The sequence below is a fragment of the Sphaerisporangium sp. NPDC049002 genome, from assembly GCF_040649355.1.
GTDB lineage: Bacteria > Actinomycetota > Actinomycetes > Streptosporangiales > Streptosporangiaceae > Sphaerisporangium.
The window spans coordinates 1-11,874 of the sequence record NZ_JBEZFH010000226.1 but is presented as its reverse complement, the minus strand read 5'-3'; the positions used below and the strand labels follow the sequence as shown (position 1 = coordinate 11,874).

10 protein-coding genes are annotated in these 11,874 nt (G+C 70.6%); all 10 read right to left on the bottom strand.

Annotated elements, in window-relative coordinates; translation table 11 throughout:
• A partial coding sequence (locus AB0B89_RS30680) for a TIGR03960 family B12-binding radical SAM protein (RefSeq protein ID WP_358559766.1) occupies positions 1 to 1,219 on the bottom strand: 1,219 nt, incomplete at its 3' end.
• Between the two features lie 70 nt (positions 1,220 to 1,289).
• Positions 1,290 to 2,453 carry a rod shape-determining protein RodA gene (rodA, locus tag AB0B89_RS30675; RefSeq protein ID WP_358559764.1) on the bottom strand — a complete coding sequence of 388 codons (1,164 nt, stop codon included), beginning with the start codon at positions 2,451 to 2,453 and terminating at the stop codon, positions 1,290 to 1,292.
• Positions 2,450 to 4,498: a penicillin-binding protein 2 gene (mrdA, locus tag AB0B89_RS30670; RefSeq protein WP_358559762.1), complete on the bottom strand. Its 2,049-nt coding sequence runs from the start codon at positions 4,496 to 4,498 to the stop codon at positions 2,450 to 2,452. Before mrdA ends, rodA begins: the two co-directional genes overlap by 4 nt.
• Positions 4,495 to 5,031: a rod shape-determining protein MreD gene (mreD, locus tag AB0B89_RS30665; protein ID WP_358559760.1), complete on the bottom strand. Its 537-nt coding sequence runs from the start codon at positions 5,029 to 5,031 to the stop codon at positions 4,495 to 4,497. Before mreD ends, mrdA begins: the two co-directional genes overlap by 4 nt.
• A gap of 3 nt (positions 5,032 to 5,034) precedes the next feature.
• Positions 5,035 to 6,336, bottom strand: coding sequence for a rod shape-determining protein MreC (locus AB0B89_RS30660; protein WP_358559758.1), 1,302 nt, complete (start codon positions 6,334 to 6,336; stop codon positions 5,035 to 5,037).
• Between the two features lie 16 nt (positions 6,337 to 6,352).
• Positions 6,353 to 7,384 (bottom strand): rod shape-determining protein, encoded by a 1,032-nt coding sequence (locus tag AB0B89_RS30655; protein ID WP_358559756.1) that lies wholly within the window; start codon positions 7,382 to 7,384, stop codon positions 6,353 to 6,355.
• A 350-nt stretch (positions 7,385 to 7,734) separates the two neighbouring features.
• Positions 7,735 to 8,145, bottom strand: a complete 411-nt coding sequence (ndk, locus tag AB0B89_RS30650) for a nucleoside-diphosphate kinase (RefSeq protein ID WP_358559754.1) — start codon at positions 8,143 to 8,145, stop codon at positions 7,735 to 7,737.
• 71 nt (positions 8,146 to 8,216) lie between these two features.
• Entirely contained in the window at positions 8,217 to 9,896 is a 1,680-nt protein-coding gene (locus AB0B89_RS30645; protein WP_358559752.1) for a hypothetical protein, read from the bottom strand.
• A 17-nt stretch (positions 9,897 to 9,913) separates the two neighbouring features.
• Positions 9,914 to 10,249, bottom strand: a complete 336-nt coding sequence (locus AB0B89_RS30640; RefSeq protein WP_358559751.1) for a DUF4233 domain-containing protein — start codon at positions 10,247 to 10,249, stop codon at positions 9,914 to 9,916.
• A gap of 82 nt (positions 10,250 to 10,331) precedes the next feature.
• On the bottom strand, positions 10,332 to 11,654 hold the full coding sequence (locus tag AB0B89_RS30635; protein ID WP_358559749.1) for a folylpolyglutamate synthase/dihydrofolate synthase family protein: 1,323 nt from the start codon (positions 11,652 to 11,654) through the stop codon (positions 10,332 to 10,334).
• Positions 11,655 to 11,874: the final 220 nt, after the last annotated feature.

Here is an 11,874-nt window from a genome sequence, read left to right as displayed (position 1 = left end):
CCTGGCTGTACGCCGTGGTGACGGTGCGGATCAGGTCTTCCTCGGTGACCATCTTGTTGATCACCTTGCGCATGCGCTCGGACCCGCCCTCGGGCGCGAACGTCAGGCCGGAGCGACGGCCGTTGCGCGAGAACTCGTTGGCCAGGTCGATGTTGAACGCGTCGACGCGGGTCGAGGGGAGCGACAGGCTGGTGTTGGTGCCCTCGTAGCGGTCGGCCAGGCCCTTGGCCACCGCCGCGATCTCGGAGTGGTCGGCGCTCGACAGCGACAGCAGGCCGACCTCGTTGAAGCCGGACTCCTGGACGCCCGCCTCCACCATGTCGCCGATGGTCGTGATCGACCGCTCGCGGACGGGACGGGTGATCATGCCCGCCTGGCAGAACCGGCAGCCGCGGGTGCAGCCGCGGAAGATCTCGACGCTGAAGCGCTCGTGCACGGTCTCGGCCAGCGGGACCAGCGGCTTCTTGGGGTAGGGCCACTCGTCGAGGTCCATGACGGTGTGCTTCTGCACCCGCCACGGCACGCCCGACCGGTTGGGCGCCACCCGCTTGATGCGCCCGTCGGGGTGGTACTCGACGTCGTAGAACTTCGGGACGTAGACCCCGCCGGTCGAGGCGAGACGCATGAGAAGCTCGTCGCGCCCGCCGGGGCGGCCCTCGTCCTTCCACTCACGGATCACCTCGGAGATGGCGATGGCGATCTGCTCGCCGTCGCCGAGCACCGCGGCGTCGAGGAAGTCGGCGACCGGCTCGGGGTTGAACGCCGCGTGGCCGCCCGCCAGCACGAGCGGGTCGTCCTCACCGCGGTCGACGGCGTGCAGCGGGATGCCGGCCAGGTCGAGCGCGGTCAGCAGGTTGGTGTAGCCCAGCTCGGTCGAGAACGACACTCCCAGCACGTCGAACGCCCGCACCGGGCGGTGCGCGTCGACGGTGAACTGCGGCACGCCGTGCTCCCGCATGAGCGCCTCAAGATCAGGCCAGACCGCGTAGGTGCGCTCGGCCAGCGTCTCGGGCAGCTCGTTCAGGATCTCGTAGAGGATCTGGACGCCCTGGTTGGGCAGGCCCACCTCGTACGCGTCGGGATACATGAGGGCCCAGCGGACGGTCGCCTCGTCCCAGTCTTTGAGGGTCGAATTGAGCTCACCCCCTACGTACTGGATCGGCTTCTGCACCTTGGGCAGGAGCGGTTCCAGGCGGGGAAACAGCGACTCGACAGACATGCTCCCAAGGGTAGTTCCTGCTCACCCCGAATCGTGCCAGCCGAGCCCCCGCCCGGGACCGGGAGCTCGGCTAGAACGCGCGTTCGCGGATGTGGACGGCCTGGAGTAATCCGAGGGCGATCATGTTGGCGAACGTCGCGGTGCCTCCGTACGACACGAAGGGCAGGGGCACCCCGGTGATCGGCATGATGCCGATGGTCATGCCGATGTTGACGAACGACTGGAAGGCGAACCAGCACACGATGCCCCCCACCACCAGGGCGCCGAACCGGTCCTCGCAGTGCCTGGCGATGCGCAGCCCGCGCAGCAGCACCACCCCGAGCAGCGCGACCACGGTGACCGAGCCGAGGAACCCGAACTCCTCCCCCACCACGGTGAAGATGAAGTCGGTGTGCTGCTCGGGGACGAACCGCCCGGTGGTCTGGCCCCCGTGGAACAGCCCCTTGCCGAACAGCTCCCCCGAACCGATCGCGATCAACGCCTGCGTGCTGTTGTACCCGGCACCGCGCGGGTCGTTCGCCGGGTTGATGAACGCGGTGAACCGCGCCACCTGGTACGGCTTGAGCAGGCCGAAGAGCCACACGGCGGCGGCGCCGGCCATCGCCAGCACGCTGAGCCCGACGATGTAGCGCTTGCGCAGGCCCCCGAAGATCAGCAACCCGCCGGTGATGACGGCGAGCACCATCGTGGTGCCGAAGTCCGGCTGGAGCATGATCAGGCCCATGGCGATGCCCGCGGCGGCGACGCAGAGCAGCAGGTCGAGCGTGCGGGGCCGGTCGGTGCCCGGCGCGGGCTCGGCGAGCAGCGCGCCCAGCATGAGGATCAGCGCCGGCTTCGCGAGCTCGGACGGCTGGACCGCGAACCCGCCGCCCAGCAGGATCCACGAGTGGGACCCGTTGATCGTCGAACCGAGCGGGGTGACCACCGCGAGGAGCCCGAGAAGCGACACCCCGTACACGACGGGCGCGTAGACCCGCAGGGTCCGCTGGTCGGCCATCGCCGTGACCCCGCAGAGGATCCAACCGATGGCCAGGTTGAGGATGTGCTTCTTGACCATGCCCGTCGGCGCGCCCGCCGCCCACGTGCGCGTCGAGGACCACACCAGCAGCGTGCCGATGATCGACAGGGCCATGACGGCGACCAGCAGGACGCCGTCGACGCGCCACACCGCCGACTGCGCCCCCATGGCCCTGCGGACGAAGGAGCGGCTCTGCGGGGCGAGAGCCTGGTTCACCGCACCACCGTCCCGTCTCTCCTGATCGACGGGAGCTTCTCGACGGGTTTGCCGCCGGGCAGCGCGGCCTTGCCCTTGATGCCGTAGATGCCCTCGTAGATCTCGCGCGCCGCGGGGGCCGCGGCCATGGCGCCCTGACCACCCTGCGAGATCGTGACGACGACCACGAACCTCGGGGCGGCGGCCGGGGCGAAGGAGGCGAACCACGAGGTGTCCTCCTTGCCGTAGACCTCGGCGGTACCTGTCTTGCCGCCGATCTTCACCACGTTCATCGGGAACCCGCTGAAGGCACCCGCCGCGGTGCCGTCGGAGGTCACCTCGCTGAGCGCGGCGCGGATGTAGTCACGGGTCTCCTTGCTGATCGGAAGCCGCCCGGTGACCGGCGCCTTGATCTCCTGTACGTGGGTGCCGTCCGGCCGCACGATCGCCTTGGCGATGCGGGGGCTGCGCAGCTTGCCGTCACCCACGATCGCGGCATAGGCGGCGGCCAGCTGCAGGGGAGTCACCAGCACGTCGCCCTGGCCGATGGAAAGGTTCGCGGCCTCGCTGACATGCCACTCGAAACCCTCGACGCAGTTCTCGTGGGCCAGCGTCTTGAGGTAGGCGGCGCGGGCGGGGTCCTTCTTCTCCACCTCGGGATAGCCCGTCTTGGCCCGCGTGCAGCTGTTGTTCTTGGTCGCCGTCCACTGCTGCTTCTTCCACGTGCGGCCCGGGACGCGCCCGGACACCTCGCCGGGCAGGTCGATGCCGGTCTTCTTGCCGAATCCGAACATCTTGGCCGTGTTGGTCATCGGCTCCTTGGGGTGCGGCACGGGCTTGTTCCCGCCGTCCCGCGTCCACATCTCGCTCGCGGCCTTGTAGAAGATCGTGTCGCACGACTTCACCAGAGCCGTGTGAAGGTCGATGACCCCCATGCCGATGCCGTGGAAGTTGTGGAACGCCCGGCCCCCGATGTCGTAGGCCCCCGGGCAGTCGTACTTGCCGCGCAGGGGGTACCCGTCTCTGATCATCGCGGACAGGGAGGAGACCTTGAACGTCGAACCGGGCGCGAACTCGCCGTGGGTCGCCCGGGAGACCAGCGGCAGGCCCGCCTTCTCCGACAGCAGCCGCTGGTAGTCCTTCTCGGAGATGCCTCCCGCCCAGACCGCGGGATCGTAGGTCGGCATGCTGCCGAGCGCGATGACCCCGCCGGTCTTCACGTCCAGGACGACCGCGGCGGCGCCGTCGGCCTTCGGGGCGTTCTTCATGGCGTTGGCGAGCGCCTGGTCGACGACCTTCTGCACGTCGGCGTCCATGTTGGTGATCAGGATGTCGCCCGGCGTCGGGGGGGTCTGCCGCTCGATGCCGAGGACCTTGCCCATGCGGTCGACCTGGACCCTCCGCAGCCCCGGCGACCCGCGCAGCGCGTCGTCGTACACGTATTCGAGCCCGTCCCTGCCGACGAGGTCGACACCGGAGAAGTTGGCCTTGAGGGTCGATCGCTTCTTCAGCTCGGCCTCGGTGACCGGTTGCAGGTAGCCGAGGGTCTGGGAGGCCCCGGAGCCGAGGGGATACTCCCGCACGGCCTGCACCTCGGCGATGACCCCGGGGAAGTCCTCCTGGCGCTCCAGGATCTGCAGCGCTTCCCGGGGGGTGACGTTGTCGTCGATGGGGATCGGCGAGTACAGCGAGCCCGGCCAGCAGGGACGGGTCACGTGGGGCCCGCACGGGCGGATGCGCTGGCGCAGCTCCTTGACCGGGCGGTCGAGCACCACCGCGAGCCGCTTGAGCACGGCCACGCCACCGTCGCGCATGCGCTCGATCTCGGCGCGGTCGATCGAGACGACCAGCGATGTGCGGTTGCGCACCAGAGGACGCCCTGTCGCGTCAAGGATCTGCCCGCGCACGGCCGGGACGACGACGTCGCGGGTGCGGGTCTCGGTCGCCGCCGCCACGAACTGGCCGCCGCGCACGACCTGCACCTGCCACAGCCGTACGGCGAGGACCGTGATCAGGGTCAGCACGACGAACTGCAGCACCACCAGCCGGGCGCGGACCCTGATCACACGTGCCTCCGGACCGGGTAGGCGCCGGTGGGCACGGCCTTCCGCCTCCTGCGGCGGCGGTCTCCGGAGTACCGGGACACCACCCAGAAGAGCAGCGCGGCCAGGGCCAGGTTGTACATCACCAGCGAGGGCCAGAGGCTGAGCAGAGCCCGCCAGTCGACCCGGGGATCACCGAGCAGGCCGCCCACCCCGGCCGACATCAGCGGCGCGAGCATCAGCGCGATGATGACCGTGACCGCCGAGGAGCCGGGCGCCCGCTCGGTGGCGCGGCCGACCATGAAGCCCACCAGGCAGAAGACCAGGGCGTACTGCCCGATGACGTGGGCCACCGGCGGCAGCAGGTCGGTGCTCAGGCCGGCGGCGAAGCCGATGAGCGCGCCGGCGACCGCCCCGCGCGCCAGCGCGATCACCACGACCGTGAGGAGCACCAGGTCGGGGCCGCCGCCGCCCGGCAGCGGCAGGCGGTTCACGACGGTCACCTGCACGATCATGATGAGGCCGACGAGCAGCACCGCCGCCATCGCTCGGATCACGCTTCATGTCCTCTCACCGGCCCGGTCGTGCTTCCTCGCGCCGGGCCGCTCGTGTGCCTTCTCGCCGGGCCGCTCGCGCGTGCCGCTCTGCGCCCGCCCCCGCATGCCTTCCGCCTGCCGCTCGCGCGTGCCGCTCTGCGCCCGCCCCCGCATGCCTTGCGCCTGCCGCTCGCGGGGCCGGCTGCCGGGCCCCTCCCGTATGGCGGCGGACCGCCTGCGCGGGGCGGCCGGCCGCCCGGCCCTGGGGGCGGAACGTGTGCGCGCCGACTGCTCCCGGGTCTGGACGGGGCTCTGGCGCGTGCCGCGCGGATGCTCACCGTCGGCGTCGTCCTGGCCCCGGGCCGTCGAGGACGGTGAGGGGGAGGCGGGCGATGAGGCCGAAGGCGACGGCGCCTTGGGCGGCGAACTGGGGGGACTGGCCTTCGCCGCGGGAGGAGGCGGCGGCAGCATCGCGTCGCGGGGATCGCGCTGTGGCGCCCGTACGACCACCCCGACGACGTCGAGCGCCGTGAAGTCGACGAAGGGCCTGGCGTACGCCACCCGGGTCAGCTCCCCCGGCGTGGCCTCCACGCGCTGGATCGTGCCCACCGGCAGGCCCGGCGCGTACGGCATGCCGCGTTGCGAGCCGAAGCTCACGATGCGGCGGCCGGCGGTCAGCGGCGCCGCCGAGTCGAGGAGCCGGAAGCGGATGAGCCGTCCCTCGGCGACCGGGCCGAGCCCCGTCACCAGGCCGATCTCGTTGCTCCCCTCGACCCGGGCCCCCGCCGAGGACGCCGAGTCGGTGAGCAGGACGACGGTGGAGGTGCTCGGACTGGTGTGGACGACGCGGCCCACCAGGCCGTCACCGTTGAGAACGGTCATCTCGGACTTCACGCCGTCGCCGGTGCCCGCGTCGATCTCGACGGCGTCCTCGAACCCGGGAACGCCGCGCCTGGCGATCACCTGGGCCGCCACCACGCGGTAGCCGCCGAGACCGGAGAGCCCCAGCATGCGGTCCAGCTCGGCCGATCTGTGGCGGTCGAGGCTGTGAGCGGTCAGCTCATGGCGCAGCCGGGCGTTCTCCGCGCGCAGCAGCGTGATCTGGCGCTTGGAGTCGGAGGCGGAGGCGAAGGTGCCGAAGAAGTCGCCGACGGGCCGTACGACACCCGTGCCCGCCTCCTCGACCGCGCCGAACAGCGACGCCGCGACGGTGCGGACGGGCCCGAACAGGGAATCGTCGCGCTGCCGATGGTCGATGGTGATCAGGACGAGCGCCGCGGCCAGCAGCAGCCCAAGGACCAACCGCGCGCGGCGGGTATCCCTCATCGGTGCCCCTGCTCCATCAGTGTCTCGGCTCCGGCACCAGCACCTGCTGCAGGACCTCGAACTCCTCGACGCACTTGCCCGAGCCGAGCGCCACGGAGTCCAGGGCGTTCTCCACGAGGTGGATGGGCATGCCGGTCTCGTCGCGCAGGCGGTCGTCCATGCCCTTCAGGAGCGCGCCGCCGCCCGTGAGGGCCACGCCGCGGTCCATCAGGTCGCCCGAGAGCTCTGGAGGGCACTTGTCGAGCGTCGACTTCACCGCGTCCACGATGGACTTGAGGGGCTCCTCGGTGGCCTTGCGGATCTCGTCGGCCGACACCACGATCGTCTTGGGCAGCCCGGTGACCAGGTCGCGGCCGCGGATCTCCGCGTGGCAGTCGTCGCCCATGGGGCACGCGGAGCCGATCGCGATCTTGATCTCCTCGGCGGTGCGCTCCCCGAGCATCAGGGAGTACTCCTTCTTCGCGAAGGCGATGATGGCCTGGTCGAGCTCGTCGCCGCCGACGCGGATCGACTGGCTCGTCACGATGCCGCCCATCGAGATGATCGCGACCTCGGTGGTGCCCCCTCCTATGTCGACCACCATGTTGCCGGTCGGCTCGTGGACGGGCAGCCGGGCGCCGATCGCGGCGGCCATCGGCTCCTCGATGATGTAGACCCGGCGGGCGCCCGCCTGGTAGCCCGCCTCCTTGACCGCGCGCTGCTCGACTCCGGTGATGCCACTCGGGACGGCCACGATGATGCGAGGCTTGGCGAAATGCCGCCGTTTGTGCACCCGCTGGATGAAATAGCGCAACATGCGCTCGGTCACGTCGAAGTCGGCGATCACGCCGTCCTTGAGCGGGCGTATCGCCACGATGTTGCCGGGCGTTCGGCCAATCATCCTCTTGGCCTCGATGCCCACTGCCACGATCTTGCCGGTGGTGGTGTTGATCGCGACCACCGACGGCTCGTTGAGCACGATGCCGCGCCCGCGCACGTACACCAACGTGTTGGCCGTGCCCAGGTCGACGGCCATGTCACGGCCGAGGAATGCCAGCTTGCTGCCCATGGGGAAGGAAACCTTCCTTCAGGTCGTTCGCGAGAGATTACGATTCGCATTCGAATCGTAACGTGACGTACCCACTCGTGAGGGCAACGAGCCGTCCGGCTCAGAAAAAACTTGTCGCGGTTCCGGGACACCAAGGCCCCGACCTGCGCTTATACCCGTTCCAGCTCGCCGCGACCGTGGACACCCCCGGGTTCGGCCCCCGCTGCTCCCGCGCGCGTCGCCGACTGCTCCCGCGCGCGTCGCCGACCGCGAAACCCCCGCGGACGCGTCAGGCCCCGGCGCGTGTCACGCGCCGGGGCCTTCAGGTCGGGGTCTCCCGCTCAACGCCGGCCGGGCTGACCGGCCTACGCTCAGAAACGGTCGGGGAAGAAAATCTTGACCTCGCGAGCCGCGGACTCGGGTGAGTCGGACCCGTGGACGATGTTCTCGCCGATCTCCAGGGCGTGGTCGCCGCGGATCGTGCCGGGGGCCGACTTCACCGGGTCGGTGGCGCCCGCGAGGGCGCGGAAGGCCTCGACGGCGCGCGGGCCCTCAAGAACCATGGCCACCAGCGGACCGGAGGTGATGAACTCGACGAGCTCACCGAAGAAAGGCTTCTCGGCGTGCTCGGCGTAGTGCGCCTTGGCGGTCTCGGCGTCCAGCGTGCGGAGGTCCATGGCTATGACCTTGAGGCCCTTGCGCTCCACGCGGGCGATCACGTCACCGATGAGGCCACGGCGGACACCGTCGGGCTTGATCAGGACAAGCGTGCGCTCGGACACGAGTATCTCCTTCAGTGTGATCGCCGGCCGCCGCGCGCGACGGCCGGCAAGAGGGGAAGCGTGTGCGCAGCTTACCGGGCGGCGGGCCCCTGGCCGTCCTCGCCGGTGGTGGCCTCGGGAGACCGAGCCGGCGGCGGAACGACAGGAATCATGGCGGTTCCAGGATCTCCGGTGTCGCCGGGGTCTCCGGGATCTCCAGGGGGCGGGGCTCCGGGGTCTCCGGGAGACCGTTCGCCTCCCGCCTTCCTCGTCGTCGTCTCCCCGGTCGTCGTCCCCCTCGGAGCGATCCTTTCGCCGAGCGGGGAGGGCGTGGTGAGGAGCGCGCCGGACGAGGCCGGGCTCTCCTCGGGGGAACGGCGGGCCAGCACGGCGCCCGCCGCCAGCACGACGACGACGGCGAAGCCGGCGACGAGCGCCCAGATGTGCAGGGCACCCACGAAACCGTCGACCATGGCCTGCGACGTGACCCTCCCGGACGAGCTGACCGCGCGCAGCCGGTCGACCTGGATCCCCGTGCCGAGCAGGAAGCCGCTGAGGACGGCCGGGAAGCACAGGGACAGCCCGAACAGCGCCGCCCGGAGCCCCGCCCCTCTCAGGGCCGAGGTGACCGCGACGGCGGCGCCCGCCGTCAGAAGCGTGAACGGCAGGACCAGAGGCAGCCCCGAGGGCGCGGGAACGAACAGGCGCACCGCGCACAGCCCCACGACCATGGTCACCAGCCCGCCGCCGACGAGCCTCGGCACCAGCGCCTCGCTCATCCGGCCGGTCACGAGCGCGGCGGCGAACGCGATCACGGCGGCGAGCCCGAATGGGGCCCACATGCCCGACAGACCGGGACCTCCAAGGCCTCCCAGCTCGACGTAGGTCACCTGGGCGGCGGTCGGAAGGACCACCAGACCGACGGCGACCATCACGAACGCGAGCGCGCGGCCACCCGGCCCCTCGATGCGGCCCGCGCACGACATGGCCAGCAACATCACCAGCGCCAGCCCGGCCGCGGCGACGATCAGCCCTGACGGCCAGTTGAACGTGGTGCCGAAGGCCAGGACGGCGATACCGACGGACGGGCCCGCGGCGAGCACCAGGTGACCTCGCGCCGTCTCCGCGGCACGCGCGTCGGCGGTCTCGCCGGTCAGGCGCGAGAGCACGAAGTAGACGGCCGCGAGCGCGAGCGCCAGGCCGGTCAGCAGGGGATACGGCTGGAGCGTCACCCGCCAGGACGTCACGTCGTCGAGCGGCCAGAGAGCCAGCGCCTGGGCGCCCAGCAGGCTGACGGCCAGCGCTCCTGCCCAGACGGGCACGAGGACGCCCCGGGCCGCGCCAGGACGCTCCCAGCTCGCGGCGAAGGTCGCCGGGACGAGCATGCCCGCGCCGACGCCGTGCAGGACGCGCAGCGCGCCGACGCCGAACGTCGAGCCGGCGAAGCCCCCGGCCACATCGGCCGCGGCGAGCAGCGCCAGCCCCGCCACGAGGATCGGCGCCGCCTGGAACCGTCTCAGCACTGCCCCGGCGAGCGGGACGGTGCACAGCATGACGGGCAGCGCGAGCCCATGGGCCCTCAGGATCCCGACGCCGGCGAGCTCTGGAGGAAGCAGGGCGGAGACGACGGAAATGGTGTTGGGGATCGTCACGATCGCCAGCGGAAGGGCGACCGCGGTGAGAAGCCCGACTATCACGTCGAGCACGAGCGGTAGACGGTTGACCCGGCCAAGACTCCTGAAGCCCGCGGCCTGGATTGGGGGGACGGCCATACTGGCCGACTTTAGCGTTAAGTCACGCCCTCGACACGGCGAGCGACAAATATCGCCGTCACCCACAGGGCGGCGAAGATGACGCCAAGGAAGAACATCATCGATACGAGAAACCCGGTGGCGATGGCCAGGACCTGCACCGCACTGCCCGCGATGTACGCGGACGGCCGCTTGAGGACGCCCGCCACGACCACGCATGCCAGCGCGAGCCCTATGCACACGGGAACCGCGACACCGGGCGCCACGCCGTTCACCACGATGGCCACGGGGGTGACCAGGGCCAGCACGATGGCCTCCATGCCGAGCACGCTGGCGCACAGACGCCGCATCCCCGGAGTGACAGTGATGTTCACGCCCACCCTCCTATGACCCCGCCGCCGGCACCCGATCCCCTGTGGAGGGCGGCGGTGTGGGGGCTCCCGGCCTGGGCGGCCGTCATCGGCCTCTCCCCGCCTTGAGGAGCGTGCGAGCGTCGCCGACGGTGACGACCGAGCCGGTGATCAGGACTCCCGCGCCGGCGAACTCGCCGGTCTCCTCGGCCAGGCCGATGGCGATGTCGATGGCGTCGTCGATGCGCGCCACCTCGTGCACACGCTCGCTGCCGAAGATGTCCTCGGCCAGCCTCGCCAGCTCCTCGGGATCCATGGAGCGCGGTGAGGAGTTGCGGGTGACGACGATCTCCTCCACGACCGGCTCCAGGAGCTCCAGCACGCCGCTGACGTCCTTGTCGGCCATGACCGCGACCACGGCGACGAGCCTGCTGAACCCGAAGGACTCCTCCAGGGCTTGGACGACCACTTCCATCGCACCCGGGTTGTGCGCGGCGTCCACGACCACGGTCGGGCCGCGCCGAATGACCTCCAGCCGCCCCGGTGAGCTCACCTGCGCGAACGCCCGCCGTACGAGATCGGCGTCGAGCGGGTCGTCGCCCCCGGTGAGCGCCTCGACGGCGGCCAGCGCGCAGGCGGCGTTACCCGCCTGGTGCTCTCCGAAGAGCGGGAGGAAGACCTCGTCGTAGACGCCCTTGAGACCCTGGAGCCGGAGCAGCTGGCCGCCCATGGCGATCTCCCTGTGGGCGACGCCGAACTCCAGCCCCTCGCGGGCGACGGTGGCCCCCGTCTCGGCGGCACGCCGCATCAGGACCTCGGCCGCCGCGAGAGGCTGCTGTGCCAGGACGGCCGTCGCGCCCGGCTTGATGATGCCTGCCTTCTCGCGGGCGATCGCCTCGATGTCGGGCCCGAGGTAGCCCACGTGGTCGAGGGAGATGGGGGTGACCACGGAGATGGTGCCGTCGGCGACGTTCGTCGAGTCCCAGGTGCCTCCCATGCCGACCTCGATGACCGCGACGTCGACGGGCGCGTCCGCGAAGGCGGCGTAGGCCATGGCGGTGAGCGTCTCGAAGAACGAGAGCCTGCCCTGCTGCTGGTCGACGAGCTCAAGATAGGGATGGACGTCTTCGTAGACCTCGGCGAAGCGGTCTTCGCTGAGCGGCTCGCCGTCGAGGGAGATGCGCTCGCGCATGGAGGTGAGGTGCGGGCTGGTGAACCGGCCGACGCGGAGGTTGCGCTCACGAAGCAGAGAATCGATCATGCGGGCAGTGCTCGACTTGCCGTTGGTGCCGGTGATGTGGACGACCGGATAGGCCCGCTGGGGCTGGCCCAGCAGATCCATCAAGACGTTGATCCGGTCCAGGGTGGGATCGATGTCCCACTCCACACCTCGCTGCAAGATCGCCTTTTCGACCGCCTGATATTCCACACCTGAAGCCTACTTACCGCGCCGCGCGGTCCATGCCACGCCTGTGACCTCTGTGGACAACCCTCGGCCGGCACGAACAGTCATCGCCACGAAAGGGCCATCGCTTCGACGCGTAGGCGAAAAGGCCCCATAACGCAGGGAAGCCACCCACAATGTGGATGGCTTCCCTACCAATCAAATATTTGTCCGGCGGTGTCCTACTCTCCCACACCGTCCCCGG